This window comes from Pontibacter liquoris (assembly GCF_022758235.1).
GTDB lineage: Bacteria > Bacteroidota > Bacteroidia > Cytophagales > Hymenobacteraceae > Pontibacter > Pontibacter liquoris.
This window is the reverse complement of the sequence record NZ_JALEBG010000002.1, coordinates 830,315-846,678: the sequence shown is the minus strand read 5'-3', so window position 1 is coordinate 846,678 and position 16,364 is coordinate 830,315. Positions and strand designations below refer to the sequence as shown.

The window sequence follows — 16,364 nt, the reverse complement described above, 5'->3', positions numbered from 1 at the left end:
GAAAGAATTAAAGCTTTTGCTTTGCAACTTAAACCAAGTCCCCCTTTGAAGGGGGTAGGGGGATGACTTGCTTGACCTGAGATGCTGCTTATACTTTGGCTCAAGTATAAAACCCTCTCCACCCCTCTTTCCCTTTTGTCATCCTGAGAGGATCTTGGGAGCAAGCTAATCAAACCAGAATTACAGCGCTTATACTTCAGCCCAAGTATACTTGTGTTCTCTCAGGCAATAACCTAAACTAAGCTGTCATTTCGACGCTAGGAGAAATCTGAAACATAACATATTACCCAGATCTCTCCTAGTGTCGAGATGACAGCAGGGAAGAAGTAACTTATTTCTCTCCTGCATAGAATCTACACCGCTTATACTTCTCCAGCAGTAACTACAAGCTCCCCTCCTTGGATAAGGAGGGGCCAGGGGTGGTTGGACCAGGTACTGCACCGCCTATACTTCAGAAAGAACCACTACCTAAAACGCCAGCGTGGCCGTTAGCTTCAGCTTGATGTTGTTTTTCGGGGCTTGGGCAGCGTACGGGCCATAGCGGTAAAAGGCACCAATACCAATGCCGGAGAATGTCGTTTGCAGGATGTTATTAAGCAGCAACCCCGACTCGTAATAGCCTTTGCGCATGGTCTTGTAAGGTAGCTCAGGCAGCGGTTGTTTCAGGTCGCCCCAGCCGATGTTGGTAACCGCAACCAGGTCAGGGTGGAACAGTTTTGTACGGAACAGGCGCTTGCCGAAATCCTGCTGCAGAAACAGGGCGGCGTAGCGGTCGGAGAAAAAAGTGAAGGGCAGCATAGTCTCAAAGCCATCGCCCGCATATACTGTATGTTCCGGATCGTAGCTGCCGTAGCCGTTAAAGAGCGTTACCAGCGGCGCAGTGCCGGCCACGTAGCCACCCGCAAAGGTGAGGCGGCTCTGCCCGAACGTGCGATGGCGGAAAGCGGCCTCCACCCGCGCCTCATACTTGTTATAGCCATAGTCGCCCTGCAGCAGCCCGTCAAAGCCGCGGGTATACTGCAGCCACAGCACCGGGTACTCGGTGGGCAGGGCCATGCGCTGATGAAACTGCTCCATGTACTGCTCCCCATACGCATAGCGGATACTGACCACGCCTTCTGCCAGGGTATAGGTGCCTGCAGCGGCTGCCAGCGTAGGGCGGCGCTCTTCGCGGCGCAGGGTAGTTTGCACCTGCAGGTAGCGTTGCACGCGGCCTGAAAGGGAAGCGCTGTAATGGGTCGTATAATCCAGGTAAGGAAGTAGCGCCCAACGCAGGTCCTGGAGCAGCAAGCCGGGCTGTTTAAAAGGCAGGCGGCGGCCACCCGGCTCCAGCAGGTCCTCAAAGTATGTGGTTTTCAGGGTCAGTTCCGAAGGTTTATGCAGAATAAGCGAAGCATCGGCGCCATACTTGGCTGCATTGTCTTTAAAGCCATAGCCCCAGTAGCCGCCCAAACTGAAACGCTCCGAAAGCCGGCTGTTGGTGTGCAGGCCAGCACCCAGCCGCAGCCCCTCAAAGTTGCCCACGCGCAGCAGGCGGTTCAGGTCCAGGCTCAACGGGCCTAGCGGCAGCTGTTTGCTCGTCAGGAATTCCATAGTGCGGATGGTGCGGTCCAGTTTGTCGGCTTTGCCTACGCTGTCCAGGCGCTGGTAGGTGCGCAGCTCCAGGCGGTTAAGGGAGTCCGGCCGCTGCTGGTTCCAGAATGCCTCCGGCTGGTGGGCGGCCGTTGGCGTTTGCTGCAGCGCCACTACACTAAAATCGGATTTCTGCAGGCCGGGATTTAGGTTGATGTTGGTGATGTAGGTGCGGATGTGGCCATAAGGCTGGTGGCCCCGCAGCTCCAGCTGCGGAACGGTGATCTCCACGTCCAGCTCGGTGGGGAACCACTGGTGCTTCATCCCTACCTGGGCAAACTGCTGCTGCAGCTTCAGGCCCCGCTGGTCGTTGTCGGTGGCTGAGCGGGCTAGTACATTCTGCACCGCCCAGCCATTACTGCTGATGTAGAGGACGCCTTTCAGCCCGTCAAAATTCTTCCCTTTCTGGGGCTCAAACGAGATGATAAACGTGGTATCCTGGCCTGTAACGGGGGCTTCCTGCAACACAAAGTTATACTTGCGGGTGCTGCCCGGACTTAGGGGGCTGAGGTAGCGCTTGCCAAAGAAGACGGGCATGTCGTCGTACACCGAAAAGTCACGGGCCTCGGCGGCCACTATGCCAAAGCTGGGCTGCTGCAAACCCGATACGCGTGTAGCCAGGATCGTTTCTTTGCGCAGGTCCGGCTGCCGGAAGGCAAAGTCGGTGATGCTTTCGGCCATGAAAAGGTGCTGCCGCGCCAGCAGTTTCTGCATTTTCAGGTAAGACGAATCTTTGGGCGAGAGCTGCAGGGTATCACTCAGGTGCAGCTCACGGGCAGGGGTGGCAGTAAGTATAAACTTGTTGTAGGTGCGATAGGTGAACTGGGGCAAGTTGCGGCTGTCGTTGCGCCGTCGGTTTTGCGTGGCTAGCCTAATAATGCGGTGGGCCGGATTCTGACCGGTGCCCCGCACCACCACTTCCCGCAGTTGCGCCACCGCCGGCTGCAGGGACACATCCAGTACGCCCGTAGAATCCGGCACAAGCGTTTGCGGCTGGTAACCCACATAGCTGAAGCGCAGGTTAGTGATGGGCCGGTTGTGCCGCAGCTGGTAAAATCCTTCCAGGTTAGTGGTCGTGCCTGTTTCGCCCTCATTGGCCACAATGCTGACAAACGCCAGCTTTTCGTTGGTCCGGGCATCGCGCACGGTGCCTTGCAGGGCGTGCACCTGTGCCGTGGCAGCCAGCGTAACCAGGCAGAAGTATAAGCAGAGCAGGATCCGGAAGTATGGCATCTGGTAAAGATAAAAAAAAGGCGCTAACCCGCCCGGGAAAACGCCTTTCGTTTGAGTTGTCTGTTCTGTTAAAACTGCACCATAATGGCCATGCCCGGTTGCCCGGTGGGCAGCACCACCGGTATGGCGGTAGTGTTGTAGCCTTTGTTCTTCGCCAGCTTATCATTGAGCCAGTAAACTGTGTTCACCGAAAGAATGCCCACGCCGGCACCGGCCAGCACATCGGCCATCCAGTGCTCGTTGTTGAGCACCCGCATCACGCCCGTGGCGCTGGCTACGGCATAGCTGCCCACGCTGATCCAGGGGCTTTTGTGCCGGAACTCTTTGTCTACGAGCGTGGCGATGGTGAAGGCGTAAGCCGTGTGCCCCGACGGAAATGCGGTTGGGTCGCCGTTGGGCCGGTCGATGTTTGTGATGTTTTTTACAGGCCATACAATAGCCGAGGTCAGCAGGCCCGAGGCAAGCAGCAGCCCGGTCTGGCGGCGGATGTCGTGGCGGTTTTGCGACGAGAAAAGGTCAAATGCATACAGCCCCACAATAGGCGTAAAGAACAGGTAATCGTCTATTTTGGTGCTGAAATTGGGAGTTTGCCTGTTGCGGGCGTCGCGGGCATCGAAGCTGCTATAAAAGCCGTTGCCCTGGATCGTATAAACGCCCGCGCCCATCAAGGCCGCTGCCGGAAGCACTGCCCGCAGAAGGTAGCGTTTGTTGCTGCCCTCCAGGCGCTGGCTTTCCGTAAATGGGTGTTTCTGGCCGGGCAGCACGGTGTCGGCAGGCAGCACATGCGCGGTATCGGTGGCGGGGTGCTTAGGCACGACCTGTGCCTGTGCAGGGACAAACAGCACGGTGCACCACAGGAACTGTGCAATTATGATGTTGGTTATTTTCAAAGTATAAGGCTCTTTAAGTGCGTCAGATCAATTATTTCAGTTTAAAATAACGCAGCAAAGTAGCTTAGGTTTTAGATGCGTCTTACAAAGTGTTCAAAGCCGCGTACTTGTTCCGGCCTCCTATACTTTGCCTGCCACCCGGCCTTACCGGTCTACTTCGCCCAGCACAATATCCACTGAGCCTACAATCGCGATCAGGTCGGCCACCATGCAACCGCGGCTGATCTCGGGCAGCACCGACAAATTCACAAAGCTCGGCGCACGGCCTTTTGCCCGGAACGGCACGTCCGAGCGGTCGGTAGTCCGGAAGAAATAGCCCAGCTCGCCGCGCGGGGTTTCGCCCCGAAAGTATAGCTCCTGCGTGCCCGTCATGCGCAGCTTCTTGGGGCAGGCTGCTTGTGGGTCAAAATCGGGGGTGCGTTTGTAATCAGCGGTGAGGCGGTCGAGGCATTGGTTGATGATCTTAACCGATTCGCGGCACTCGAGGGCGCGCACATAGTTGCGGTCCCAGCAGTCGCCGGTGGTGCCGGCCAGCCCCTGTCCCATCGGCACGTCAAAGTCCAGCTCGGGGTACACGCTGTAGCCATCTATGCGGCGCAGGTCATACTTCAGGCCGGAGCCGCGCAGCATGGGGCCCGAGCAGCCGTAGTTGATGGCCACATCCAGCGGCAGCACGCCTACATTGGCCGTTCGGTCGATAAAGATCTTGTTCTCTAAAAGGATGGTATCGAGCTCATCCAGCTTCGGGCCGAGGTAATTGATAAACTCGCGGCAGCGCTCCTCGAAGCCGATCGGTAAGTCATAGTATAAACCGCCCACCCAGATATAGTTGTAGAGCATGCGCGCGCCACACACCCACTCCAGCAGGCGCTGGATGTGCTCGCGGTCGCGGAGCAGCCACAGAAACGGCGTAAACGCCCCGATGTCGATGGCGTAGGTGCCGATAGCTACAAAGTGCGAGGCAATGCGGTTGAGCTCCGTTACCAGCACCCGGATGTACTCCACGCGCTTGGGAATCTGGTCGGTGATGCCCAGCAGCTTTTCCAGGCCCATGCACCAGACATGCTCCGAATTCATGGCCGCCAGGTAGTCCATGCGGTCCACGTAGGGCAGGGTCTGGTTGTAAGCCATACTTTCGGCGTGCTTCTCGAAGCAGCGGTGCAGGTACCCGATATGCGGCGCTACCTCCTGAATGATCTCGCCGTCGGTGACCACTTCCAGGCGCAGTACGCCGTGCGTGCTCGGGTGCTGCGGCCCCATGTTCACGATCATCTCGCCCGCCCGCAAGGTATCCAGGCTGAACTTGTTGGGCTCCGACTGCAGCAGGTAGTTTTTGTAGAGGGTAGATGACACGGGGTGAGTTAAAAAGTTAAAAAGTTGCCTGTTCGGCAAAGGTCGGAAAAAGGAGGGAATTATGGAGTTTTGTTAGTTGAGTTTTCAAAACAGAGATCTAGGTACGATTAAAATAATTTAAATTTTTACTATATTTTAATTATACTATCTTAGTTAAAGTATTTATAAATAGATGATTATTCTTTAGTTCAATGATCTAATAAAATAAGCCTACAAAGCAAAAACTATTAAAATGTTAGAAGGCCATATGACACAAGAGAGATTACTCCATACCTCGCTAGTGCGAGCTTGTAGCTCGTACTTCTGTCCCTTTGCAAATTAGTAGTACCGGGACCCAAACTACAAGCTCGCGCCAGAAGGAGGAGTTGTAGTACTGTTTGCTGTTACAATACATCCAACATATACAGGCTAATGAGCTTCGGACTAGACTTACAAACAGAAACAGACTTAAATATTTTTCCATTGATAATGGGCGATGTTTCAGTGTTGGGGTTTTATGACCGGACTACAACACGAGGTGGGAGTGATGCCTTAGAGCACCTAATGAGAACGCCCACTGATAATGTAGACCAGCTAGAATACAGGGTCTCAGCCATAAAGTTTATACTTGATAACAGCTTTTGTTTTGAGCTGGATAGAAAAAAGCTCTATGCTATAGAGCTTTATCTGAACCTGAACATACCTGTTTTGCGGGACAATTTTATTGATTCCTGTGCGCATTGGCTAAATAACCAACTACAGGTAAGCAACGAATATAACCTTATAGCCAGGGGCGTTGAGTTTTTAAGGGATCATCTGCTGAATCTTTCCAATATTGTCGACTCCTTAGCAAAGTATGATCTGCCTCCCTTTTTTATTCAACTTAAAGAGGAGGTTGAAGCGGTACAAAATGCTCCCGAATTCAACAGCTTTCTTAAGCCTAACCTTAAGCAGGTTACTTTCCGACATGTAAGCCGTTTAGACGGGCTTATCAGAAAGCAGGAGAAGGAAAGAATAAGTAATTTGCTGAAACTAACCGACCTGCTGGATGCCTTTGCTTCTGTGGCTGAAATAGCGCGAAACAAAGGTCTCTCCTTTGCTAAAATTAGCGCGTCTCCAAAGCCCCTGCTAAGAATTGAAAACCTTTTCCATCCGCTTTTGGAGGAGCCGGTCCTGAACAGCATTGCATTAAATGAGAACAGCAACTTGTGCTTTGTTTCAGGGGCTAACATGGCTGGGAAGTCTACTTTTTTAAAAACAGTGGGGCTATGTATATTCCTTGCACACATTGGTTTTCCTGTACCGGCAAGCGCTATGGAGACGTCCGTTTTTAGCGGACTATACTCCACCATAAACATCTCTGACAGCATTTATAAAGGCTACAGCCACTACTACAGCGAAGTAAGAAGGGTGAAGGAGATTGCGCTGAAGATAAAAGAGAAGAAGAAGGTCTTTGTGATCTTCGATGAGCTTTTCAGAGGAACCAATGTCAAGGATGCCTTTGATGCCACGCTATTGATCACATCGAAGTTTGCAGAAATAAGATCATCCCTCTTCTTCATTTCTACTCATATTGTAGAAGTTTGTCAGGAGTTGGTAAAGTTGCAGAATATCACCTTTAAGCAGCTGGAATCAATACTCGAAGGTGATACGCCGGTCTACAGTTATAAACTAAAGGACGGGATATCTTCAGAAAGAGTCGGGCTCACAATAGTAAAGAATGAGAAGATACTCGAGATCATTGAAGAAATTGTGCAGGGTGAAAGCCAGCTCGCGCCAGTACAAACTTGAAGCTCATACTTCAAGCCATTTTAAAAGACAGTACCCACACACAAGCTACAAACTCGTGCCAGCAAGAGGCCAACAAACGTGCTATCTCATATAAGAAGATAATGGCAAGGCAGGAGCTTCAAGCTCGCGCTTGCAATTTTACTTTCTGCTCCTAGCCTATGCGCTGGCAACAAGTATAAAGTATAAGCCCTTACACGCATGAAAGCAGCAGTACATACCCGGTACGGACCTCCCGAAGTGGTCAGTATACAGGAAGTTGCCAAGCCAAAGCCCAAAGACAATGAAGTGCTGGTGCGGGTCTACGCCTCGACGGTTAACCGCACCGACAGCGGGTTCCGGAGTGCCGAATATTTCATTTCGAGGTTCTGGAGCGGCCTGCTCCGGCCCAATTACCAAACGCTGGGTTGTGAGTTTGCCGGCCAGGTAGAAGCAGTGGGCAAGGCCGTGCAATCTGTAAAAGTCGGGGAAAATGTGTTCGGCTATAACGACAAGAAGTGCGGCGGACATGGCCAGTACATGACATTAGTGGAAAACGACGCCTTTACGACCATGCCCGAAGGCCTGACCTACGAAGAAGCGGCCCCGATCACCGAAGGTGCCCACTATGCGCTAGGCCACATCCGGGCAGCAAACGTAACTGCCGGGCAAGCGGTGCTGGTGTATGGGGCAACGGGCGCTATCGGCTCGGCGGCAGTGCAGCTGCTCAAACATTTCGGGGCGCACGTAACGGCTGTTTGCCATACTCAACGTGTTCCGCTTGTCAAGTCCCTGGGGGCTGATGTGGTGATCGATTACACGCAGGAAGATTATGCCCGGGCAGGCCGCAAGTATGACCTGGTGCTGGATGCCGTTGGCAAAACCTCCTTTGGGCACTGCAAACCGGTGCTGACCGAGAACGGGATTTATATCTCTACCGAGCTTGGCAAAAACTGGGAGAATGTTTACCTGGCACTGCTCACGCCACTGCGGAAGGGCAAAAAGGTGATGTTCCCGATTCCAACCATCAGCAAAGCCGATGTAGAGTTCCTCGGGCAACTGGTAGCGCAAAAGGAGTTTAAGCCGGTGCTGGACCGGAGTTATACCTTAGAGCAGATCGTGGAAGCTTACAGGTATGTGGAGACAGGGCAGAAAATTGGCAATGTGGTCCTAACGCTGGCTTAAAGCTGGTGGAAACACTCCTGCGGTCCTCTCAAGAGTACAATTCTTCTAAAGCAAGGCTCCGTTCAAATAATACTTGCAGCGCATACTTCCGCCTGCTCTACCTCTCCGGCCTGGCTGAAACCCGCACTGGCAAAAGCTCCGCAAAGGATCATACTTAAATAGCAAAAGCAGCCACGCCTGCCAATCCGGCCATACTTGTTTCTTCTCAGCTCTTCTCAGCAATTGGGTTTAAGACAAGTTAGAATAGAAAATTTTCTATATATTGCCTTTACAAACGGCTAAAAACCATCGCCATGAAACCCCTTTACCTGCTGCTGCTTGGCCTGCTGCTCCTGGCAGATGTGTTTGCCTATACTGAAGTGGCCACGCTTATCCGCCAGCCTTCCGATGCCTCGGTTATACTTGGCTTCGTACTGCTGACTCTCCTTATACTTATCAATTTCTTTGTCATTCGTTTTTCCCTTACCAAACTGAACACCTGATGAACCGAACCTTAACCTGGACCGTTGCCGTCCTCCTGCTCCTTGCCTTTTCCGCTACCGCCATCACCTCCTGTACCCGCATCGACGCCGGCCACGAAGGCATCCTGGTAAAACTCTACGGCTCCGACAAAGGCGTGCAGGACGTAAGTCTGGTAACAGGGCGCGTGTGGTACAACCCCCTTACCGAAGAAGTGTTCCAGTTCCCCACTTTCGTGCAGACCGTAGACTATGCGCCTTTTACCGTAAATGCCAAAGACGGCTCGGTTTTCACTGTAGACCCGACGCTCTCGTTTAGGGTAATTGCCGGGCAAAGTCCGCAGATCTTCAGCAAATACCGCAAAGAGATAAACCAGATCACCGAAACCACGCTCTACAACTATACCCGCGACGCATTCCGCATCCAGTTTAACCAGTACAGCACTGACAGCATCATCTCTAACCGCCAGAGTTTTGAGGACAAAGTGCAGCAGGCGCTTGGCGATGCACTGCGCAAAGAAGGCTTCGCCCTGGAGCAGATGACCAGCGGCCTGCAATACCCCGATGTAATTGTGCAGGCCGTGAACCTCAAAAACAAAGCCGTGCAGCAGGCCATGCAGGTAGAAAACGAGCTGAAAGTAGCCGAAGCCCAGGCCCGTAAAAAGATAGTAGAAGCAGAGGCCGAAGCCCGCGCCAACGAGCTGCGCCAGCGCACCCTCACGTCGCTGCTCATTCAGCAGCAGTTCATTGAGAAATGGGACGGCCGCACCCCGCTCTACGGCAACTCGCCCACGTTTTTTAAGAATGTGGAGTAATCTATAGCCAGGTATAAACCAAAGGCCGCCGGAAGTATAACTGGCGGCCTTTTTGTTTACCAGGTGATGTGGCCTACCCCTTATATAGAGTGCCCTGCTACTGAATATGGGAAGGAGTTCGGCTGTTGGTTCTTAATGAAGTATAAGCGGTGCAATGCCGGGTCCAACCACCCCTGGCCCCTCAGAGCTACGCTCGCTAGCTTCGAACTCGCGTTCTCGCTAGTTTAAGGAGGGGAGTCTGTAATTACTGTTGGTGAAGTATGAGTGTTGTTGTTTTGGCTTCATTAGCTTGCTCACAAGATCCTTTCAGGGTGACAAAAGGGAAAGAGGGCTGTTTTACCAGAGACAAGTATAACCAGCATAGTTCAGGTGATAACATCCCCCTACCCCCTTCAAAGGGGGACTTTCTGCTACTGCTATACTTCCGGCTATCCTTTCATAGCGGCTGCCGTATTGCGGACAGGTCGCGACCTGTCCCTACAGGGGTTTCCATTAGCAAAGGCAGTAGCTATCGAATTGATCCCAGTTCTCGGGTAGAGCGCCTTGGTGTGTTGCGGTGCCGCGCATGCGGCAGCCCGCAGCATCTGCGAGGAGCAGCTTCACGCCACAGCGCTCAACGCAAGGACGAGCCCCCGCGGGCTTGGAGCGCTCCAAAGCAAAAGATGAAACAAGGCAAGTATAAAACTGCGGAATAAAAGTAGCTAGCAAGTATAGCTTATATCGAATGAAAGAATGAATGCAGCTGATAAAGAGTAAGTATGTGTATAAGGGAATCCGCAGCAGTTTACAAGAGCTCGGAGTCAATGCCCTTCGCTTCGCAAACAATATTAACTTTATTCACTTAGATGCTGGGCTACAGGAAATCAGCAGAAACTTCAATAAGTCAGGCTCCCCTCCTTAGCCAAGGAGGGGCAGAGGTGGTTGGACCCGGTACTACTCTGGCTCTGGTTTCTCGCGCTTATCCGAAAAAGGCGTCGGCTCCGAGGTCAGCCACTGCGGCTCACCTTTAAAGCCGTTGAATGCATTGTGCCGGTCGAAAGGCACTTTGATGCCGTGGTAGTAATCCTGCAGCTGGTAATCTTTGCGCAGCGGGTGGCCCTGCCAGTCGGCGGCGCAAAGGATGCGGCGCATATCCGGGTGGTCTTTAAAGTAGATGCCGAACATGTCGAACACCTCCCGCTCGTGCCAGTCGGCGGTGCGCCAGATGTGGCTGACAGTCGGAACTTCGGGCATGGGCAGCTCGGGCGTGGTGTTGCGGGGCACCTGCACCTTCAGCGTGAGGCGATGGTTATAGGGGATGGAGTATAAGGTATACGCCACCTCCATCGTGCCGGCCTCAGGCCCGTTGTCGATGCCAGTGAGGCAGGAAAGAAAATCGAAGTAGGTCAATTCGTTGTCGTGCAGGGCCAGGCATACCTCGGCCAGGCGACCTGGCTGGAGCACCAGGTACGGTTGCAGGGCATCCGCCTTCTCGGCAAGTATCACCTCAGGGCCAAACTGCGCCACTATAAACTGCTTAAGCTCTTCGAACTGCACGCCTTTAATTTTGAATGAGTGATTGAGTGACTATGTGAATGAATCAGGAAACCTGCTTATCGGCATCGGCTACCGGCTGGCCTTGCTGCGCGCGTTTGGCCATGAGCTGCTGCACGGCTCTGGGCGCGCGAACCGTTTCCTTGCGGATGATTTCCTGCAGCTGCAGAAAGCCCCCGATTAGCGCCTCCGGTCTGGGTGGGCAGCCCGGTACGTATACATCCACCGGTATGATCCGGTCCACGCCTTTCACCACGTGGTAGCCGTGCTCCCAGTACGGGCCGCCACAGTTAGAGCAGCTTCCCATCGAGATCACGTAGCGCGGCTCGGGCATCTGTTCGTAGAGGCGGCGCACGCGGTCGGCCATCTTAAAGGTAACCGTGCCGGCCACAATCATCACATCCGACTGCCTGGGCGAAGCGCGCGGAATAATGCCGAAGCGGTCCAGGTCATAACCCGAGGCATACGCGCCCATCATCTCGATGGCGCAGCAAGCCAAACCAAAGCCCATCGGGAACAGCGAGGTGAGCCGCGCCCAGTTGAGCAGATCGTCCAGTTTGGTGACCACTACACCGCCTTCTCCTGTCTTATCCAATTTAATTACGAATTATGAATTCCGAATCACGAATGAGGAGGTATGAAGCATTATACTTCCTCGTTCTTCTTTTGTCTTTCTTCCATCCCTGCTATACTTCCTGTTTTGCCTCCTGCCGGGCATTCAGTTGCTCGTATACCTCCATCGGGATTCTGGAGCGGCTCTGCGGCAGCACCGGCTTAGGTTTTATCCAGTCTAAGTGCCCTTTGGCCCAGGCGTACGCCAGCCCAAGTACCAGAATGCCGATAAAAACCACCATCTCGATGAGTGCAAACCAGCCCCACGCCCCGTCTGTGGCTTCGATCAGATCTCTTCGCCCAAACACGGTTGCCCACGGAAACAGGAAGGCAAGCTCCACATCAAAAATGATGAAGATAAGCGCCACCACGTAAAAGCGCGGGTTAAACTGCACCCAGGCATTACCGATCGGCTCCTCCCCACTTTCATAAGTGGTGAGCTTCTCCTCGTTCGGCCGGCTGGGGCGGATCAGTCTGGCCGTAAACAAGCCAAGCAACACAAAGATAGTCCCGCCTACCAGAAAGAGCAGGATGGTTCCGAAGTCCGAAGTATAGGTTTCTGCCATTGTCTTGCAGCTGTTTAGGCAAATTTACGATATTTTACGAGATATACCGTGGCTCCGCCGCTTACTGGCGCCTCTGAAATACTTCGGGACAGGTACACGCACTGCAAGACCTTACGCCAAAGTATGGCGCAAGCATCCGACGGGGTCATGCTTTTACCTTTAGCAGCAGAAAGCAAGTATGGGCGAGAAGTGGGAGATGTATCGGTTTATACTCATGCTGCCGCCTGCCTGGTCAGCAACTGCTTTACCCGCAGGGCCTGCTGCACGTGCCGCTCCTGGTGCGCCACTACAAACTCCAGCGCCTCGCCTATCCGCAGCTTCAGCAGCTTCAGAAACTCCACCGGCACGGCTTTTTTATGGAGGTTGGCTTTTTTGGCCTCCTCCAGCAGGCGCAGCAGCTCTGTCTGGTGCTGCAGAAACTCCTCTAGCGTGGCGCGGTTCAGCGGGCTGTTGTTGGGGTTCATGTGCTTTACGGTTTTGTGCTTTTTCAGGAGCTGCGGCTGCACCATCTCCAGTGATTTTTTGCCGAGCCAGCTGTAGCTGATATGGGGCACCGTGGGGCTACCGGAATTTTGGGCAATGGCGTTGGCCAGGGCCGGGTTGTAGTAGCGGCTGTAGCGGTTCAGGTGTTCGAGGCACTCCAGGATGCTCCAGCTCTCAGGGCCGGGCTTGAAGTTGAGGCTGCTCAGGTCGAGCGGAGCGAATTCGGCGGCTACGGTATCGTAAAGGCCTTTGGTGGTTTGGGAAAGCTGTGCCAGTGTGTTCATAAATTCCATAGTTTTAGAGGATATACGCCAAATATACAGCTGTTTACGCTTCCCAATCCTTGACGCGGATCAAGATTTATACTTCAGCCGGCTCAGCGTTTCAGGCGACATGCGCAGGTACGAGGCAATGTACTTTTTAGGGATGTGCTGGAACAGGTGCGGGCTGCGCTGCCACACGCGCTGCAGGCGCTGCTCCGGCTCGGGTAGCAGCAGGTCTACCTCACGCTCGATCTTACCCACCAGCGCCTTCTCCAGCTCCTGGTACCAGAAGCGCCGGATGTTGGGCCTGCGCTCCATCAGCTGCACAAAATCCTGCTTGCTGATGCCCAGCAGCTCACTCTTTTTCAGCGCCTGGATATAATAGGCCGAGGGCGAGGCATCCACAAACGACGGAAAAGAAACCAGCAGGGTGTTAGGATAGCCAAAGCCCACGCAGATCTCCTCGTCGGGCAACGGGTAGTAAATGCGCAAGGCCCCGCTGGTCACCAGGTATAACCCCTGCTCCACCTGCCCCTGCCGGATCAGGAAATCATACCGGCGCAGCTGCACCCGCTTTTGCCACAACAGCTCAAAAGCGTCGATATCGTCGGGCGTGAAGTAGGGGACTTGCTGGAGGAGGGTGCGGAGCATAGGATTTATCGCGTTCTCAAAGTTTAAAGAGCATTACGGATCTAAAGGCAGACCACCGATACTGCTATCGCCTCCCGCCCCGAAAAAGAAAGCACAAGTGCATGCTTGTACCAGGAGCTATGCAACAGCTTCTTAGGCACTACTGCTTTAGAGCTAAAGATAAAGGTTTTAGACTTTATGTTTCCGCTCCTGCTCCTTAAATCTTTCCCTTTATATTCCCTTTTATGGCACAAGCACCCGCTTGTGCCTCGGGTGCATTTTGCGCTACCGGCTGCAACTTCCCACAACAAAACGCCTCTTAAACCGGTACCTCTTAAAGCACCCCACCAAACACGAAACGAACCGATACCATGCTCACCGGACGCGTAAACGCCCCAGAACTATCCACCAATTATGGCTGGCTCAACACCGACCGCTCCTGGTCCATCAAAGATCTCCGGGGCAAAATTGTGCTGCTGGATTTCTGGACTTTTGGCTGCATCAACTGCCAGCACATTGTGCCCGACCTGAAACGGTTGGAAGAGGAGTATGCCGATGTCCTGGTGGTAATCGGCATCCATTCGGCTAAGTTTGATGCCGAGAAGCAGAACGACACCGTCAGGCAGGCAATCCGAAAGTTCGGGATCGAACACCCGGTGGTGAACGATGCCGACTTTAAGCTGTGGAACCAGTATGGCGTGCGGGCATGGCCTACGCTGGTGCTGATAGACCCGAATGGCAAAGTAGTAGGCCAGCATGCCGGCGAAGGCGTTTACCAGACGGTGCAGCCCTACATCCAAAAAATGACAGAGGATTTTGCCGAGACCCTGCACCGGGAGCCATTGCGGTTTCACGTGGCGCAACCGGCAACTTCTGCCTTATACTTCCCTTCCAAGCTCATCAGCGACCCTGAAGGCAACATTTACCTCTCCGACAGCGGCCACAACCGCATCCTGAAGTTAAACCAACAGGGGCAGGTACTGGAGGTGATCGGCAGTGGCCGGCAGGGCTTTACGAACGGCAGCTACACAGAAGCATCCTTTTACGAGCCGCACGGCCTGGCCCTGCACGGTACTACACTATATGTGGCCGATGCCAAGAACAATGCGATCCGAAAAGTAGACCTGGCGCAGCAGCAGGTGAGCACGGCAGCCGGCACCGGCGAGATGGGGTACTATTTTATGGACGATAAACGCGAGGAGCCTGTAAACCCCAACAGCCCCTGGGACCTGCTTATACTTGGCAACAGCATGTACATTGCCAGTGCCGGCAACCACCAGCTGCTGCGCATGGATCTAACGACCGAGCAGGTATACCGCTTTGCCGGCAGTGGCCGCGAAGCCCTGACCGATGGCCCCTTGCTGGAAGCGGCTTTTAACCAGCCCAGCGGCCTGGCGCACAGAGGGCAGGTGCTGTATGTAGCCGATGCCGAAGCCAGCGCTATCCGGACGGTTAACCTCGAAACAGGGATGGTACTCACGCCATTGGGCCATGGGTTATTCGAATTCGGTGATGTGGACGGCCACGTGGACGATGCACTGTTGCAGCATTGCGTGGGGCTGGAGATCATCGACAGCGACGTGTTTATTGCCGACACTTATAACGGAAAGATCAAAATACTGGATATTAGCCGCCACCGCGTGCGCACGCTGGCCGACGGCCTGAGCGAACCCAACGACATTATCTTTCTGCAGGGGCAGCTATGGGTAACCAGCACCAACAGCCACCAGCTTTTTAAAATTGATATCAGCACTGGCGAGAAAACCGAGGTGCCCGTTATACTTCCGAAAGAAAGCTGACCCCAGCCTTATACTTATAGTTACAGCTTTTCTTCTGTGAGCGAAACGCGGAGCCTGCCAAAGAATTTGAGCATGACCTGGAAAATGGGGCTCTGAATGAAGGAGTAAAAGAAAGTGGCAATAAAAACCGGCCCGCCAAGCAGCAGGCCCACGCAGATCACCACCGACTCGACCAGGATGCGCGCCTTGCTAACGGAAAGTTTGGTGCGGTCGGATAAGGAAAGCATAAACCCGTCGCGCGGGCCAGCGCCAATACCGCCCGCCACATACAAGCCGCCGGCAACGCCTACCACCACGATGGCACAGGCCAGCTGCACATAATCTAAGCTGGTATGCGATGCCTCGGGCAGCACCCCCAGCCACAGGAAAAAGTCCATGATAGGGCCGATGAGCAGCGCGTTAAGAAAGGTGCCGATGTTGACATACTTCCGGTTCACAAACCACGAAACCGAGATCAGCAGCAAGCCGGTTAGTGTGCTCCAGGTACCAATGCTGTAGCCGAATTTCTGAAAAAGCGCCACGTTCAGCACCTCCCAGGGGTGCAGGCCCAGGTATTTTACTTTCACGGCAATGGCGTTGCCCAGGCCAAACAAGAGCAGGCCGGAAAAAAAGAATGCATACTGGATCGCCTTTTCGCGCATGGTCCGGGGAGTTGCTAAGGAAAACACAAGAACGTAAAATTAATGCAAACACCCGCCATAACAGAAAGCATTGCCTTAACCAGCTGGCCTAAGAATATTGCTTCATCCAAAGGCAACCTCCTGCGTGCTACTTAATGGAATTCAATCCGCAGGAGCCCGCTCCCCCCGAACACATAGCCCAGGCATTTATACTTTCAGAAGAAGGCATCAGGACTTAAAAAAGCAGGTTTAAACAAGCCTTGCAGAAACCGGCAGCCTGCGCCTGGCTGCGGGCCAGCAGACCTGACAGCGTAAGTATTTTAGCAACTGCAAGATGAACCGGCAAGCCGCTTGAAAATTTATTTAAAGTAAGTCCTCACTTATTAGAAGCAGTTACGTATTGCTTTTTTAATATAGATAAACTACTTTTAACAAAGTATAAACTATCTAAGCGGGGAGTTACGCATAGAGATTACCTCCCTTGATCAAAATCATATTTTCAGGATACCGATATAAGAATACAAAGTATACGATATCTCCTTTCAG

Annotated in this window: 14 protein-coding genes; 5 read left to right on the top strand and 9 right to left on the bottom strand. The window is 53.4% G+C overall.

Annotation, left to right across the window (positions count from 1 at the left end; genetic code table 11):
- Positions 1 to 468: 468 nt before the first annotated feature.
- The 3 genes from LWL52_RS16950 to LWL52_RS16940 form a co-directional block, all read right to left on the bottom strand.
- Positions 469 to 2,865 carry a DUF5686 and carboxypeptidase-like regulatory domain-containing protein gene (locus tag LWL52_RS16950; protein WP_242922135.1) on the bottom strand — a complete coding sequence of 799 codons (2,397 nt, stop codon included), beginning with the start codon at positions 2,863 to 2,865 and terminating at the stop codon, positions 469 to 471.
- Positions 2,866 to 2,933: 68 nt separating this feature from the next.
- Positions 2,934 to 3,755 (bottom strand): phosphatase PAP2 family protein, encoded by an 822-nt coding sequence (locus LWL52_RS16945; protein ID WP_242922133.1) that lies wholly within the window; start codon positions 3,753 to 3,755, stop codon positions 2,934 to 2,936.
- 144 nt (positions 3,756 to 3,899) lie between these two features.
- Entirely contained in the window at positions 3,900 to 5,108 is a 1,209-nt protein-coding gene (locus LWL52_RS16940) for an NADH-quinone oxidoreductase subunit D (RefSeq protein WP_242922131.1), read from the bottom strand.
- A gap of 411 nt (positions 5,109 to 5,519) precedes the next feature.
- On the opposite strand from LWL52_RS16940, the gene LWL52_RS16935 reads away from it, so the two are divergent.
- From LWL52_RS16935 to LWL52_RS16920, 4 genes are all read left to right on the top strand, one after another.
- Positions 5,520 to 6,878, top strand: coding sequence for a MutS-related protein (locus LWL52_RS16935; RefSeq protein WP_242922129.1), 1,359 nt, complete (start codon positions 5,520 to 5,522; stop codon positions 6,876 to 6,878).
- A gap of 198 nt (positions 6,879 to 7,076) precedes the next feature.
- The gene (locus LWL52_RS16930; protein WP_242922127.1) at positions 7,077 to 8,039 is read left to right on the top strand and encodes an NAD(P)-dependent alcohol dehydrogenase; all 963 of its coding nucleotides are present in this window, start codon (positions 7,077 to 7,079) and stop codon (positions 8,037 to 8,039) included.
- A gap of 293 nt (positions 8,040 to 8,332) precedes the next feature.
- A complete protein-coding gene (locus tag LWL52_RS16925) occupies positions 8,333 to 8,521 on the top strand; it encodes a hypothetical protein (protein WP_242922125.1) in 189 nt (62 codons plus the stop codon).
- Positions 8,521 to 9,312, top strand: coding sequence for an SPFH domain-containing protein (locus LWL52_RS16920; RefSeq protein WP_242922123.1), 792 nt, complete (start codon positions 8,521 to 8,523; stop codon positions 9,310 to 9,312). Before LWL52_RS16925 ends, LWL52_RS16920 begins: the two co-directional genes overlap by 1 nt.
- A gap of 933 nt (positions 9,313 to 10,245) precedes the next feature.
- Here the strand turns inward: LWL52_RS16920 and LWL52_RS16915 are convergent.
- The 5 genes from LWL52_RS16915 to LWL52_RS16895 form a co-directional block, all read right to left on the bottom strand.
- Positions 10,246 to 10,848: an NADH-quinone oxidoreductase subunit C gene (locus LWL52_RS16915; protein ID WP_242922121.1), complete on the bottom strand. Its 603-nt coding sequence runs from the start codon at positions 10,846 to 10,848 to the stop codon at positions 10,246 to 10,248.
- Positions 10,849 to 10,891: 43 nt separating this feature from the next.
- Positions 10,892 to 11,446: an NADH-quinone oxidoreductase subunit NuoB gene (gene nuoB / locus LWL52_RS16910; RefSeq protein WP_242922235.1), complete on the bottom strand. Its 555-nt coding sequence runs from the start codon at positions 11,444 to 11,446 to the stop codon at positions 10,892 to 10,894.
- Positions 11,447 to 11,531: 85 nt separating this feature from the next.
- Positions 11,532 to 12,023, bottom strand: coding sequence for an NADH-quinone oxidoreductase subunit A (locus tag LWL52_RS16905; RefSeq protein ID WP_242922119.1), 492 nt, complete (start codon positions 12,021 to 12,023; stop codon positions 11,532 to 11,534).
- Between the two features lie 212 nt (positions 12,024 to 12,235).
- Complete coding sequence (locus LWL52_RS16900; RefSeq protein WP_242922117.1) at positions 12,236 to 12,790, bottom strand: DinB family protein; 555 nt, start codon at positions 12,788 to 12,790, stop codon at positions 12,236 to 12,238.
- A gap of 69 nt (positions 12,791 to 12,859) precedes the next feature.
- On the bottom strand, positions 12,860 to 13,420 hold the full coding sequence (locus tag LWL52_RS16895) for a Crp/Fnr family transcriptional regulator (protein ID WP_242922115.1): 561 nt from the start codon (positions 13,418 to 13,420) through the stop codon (positions 12,860 to 12,862).
- A 350-nt stretch (positions 13,421 to 13,770) separates the two neighbouring features.
- Between LWL52_RS16895 and LWL52_RS16890 the strand changes: the two genes are divergently transcribed.
- Positions 13,771 to 15,198, top strand: a complete 1,428-nt coding sequence (locus LWL52_RS16890) for a thioredoxin-like domain-containing protein (RefSeq protein ID WP_242922113.1) — start codon at positions 13,771 to 13,773, stop codon at positions 15,196 to 15,198.
- A gap of 20 nt (positions 15,199 to 15,218) precedes the next feature.
- On the opposite strand, the gene LWL52_RS16885 is transcribed toward LWL52_RS16890, so the two are convergent.
- Positions 15,219 to 15,866, bottom strand: a complete 648-nt coding sequence (locus LWL52_RS16885) for a YczE/YyaS/YitT family protein (protein ID WP_242922111.1) — start codon at positions 15,864 to 15,866, stop codon at positions 15,219 to 15,221.
- Positions 15,867 to 16,364 lie beyond the last annotated feature (498 nt).

Bases quoted from the DNA above. Each gene is read 5' to 3' on its own strand.
- LWL52_RS16905 (WP_242922119.1), bottom strand. From the start codon at position 12,023: ATGGCAGAAACCTATACTTCGGACTTCGGAACCATCCTGCTCTTTCTG.
- LWL52_RS16920 (WP_242922123.1), top strand. From the start codon at position 8,521: ATGAACCGAACCTTAACCTGGACCGTTGCCGTCCTCCTGCTCCTTGCC.
- LWL52_RS16895 (WP_242922115.1), bottom strand. From the start codon at position 13,420: ATGCTCCGCACCCTCCTCCAGCAAGTCCCCTACTTCACGCCCGACGAT.
- LWL52_RS16925 (WP_242922125.1), top strand. From the start codon at position 8,333: ATGAAACCCCTTTACCTGCTGCTGCTTGGCCTGCTGCTCCTGGCAGAT.
- LWL52_RS16950 (WP_242922135.1), bottom strand. From the start codon at position 2,865: ATGCCATACTTCCGGATCCTGCTCTGCTTATACTTCTGCCTGGTTACG.
- LWL52_RS16900 (WP_242922117.1), bottom strand. From the start codon at position 12,790: ATGAACACACTGGCACAGCTTTCCCAAACCACCAAAGGCCTTTACGAT.
- LWL52_RS16930 (WP_242922127.1), top strand. From the start codon at position 7,077: ATGAAAGCAGCAGTACATACCCGGTACGGACCTCCCGAAGTGGTCAGT.
- LWL52_RS16935 (WP_242922129.1), top strand. From the start codon at position 5,520: ATGAGCTTCGGACTAGACTTACAAACAGAAACAGACTTAAATATTTTT.
- LWL52_RS16890 (WP_242922113.1), top strand. From the start codon at position 13,771: ATGCTCACCGGACGCGTAAACGCCCCAGAACTATCCACCAATTATGGC.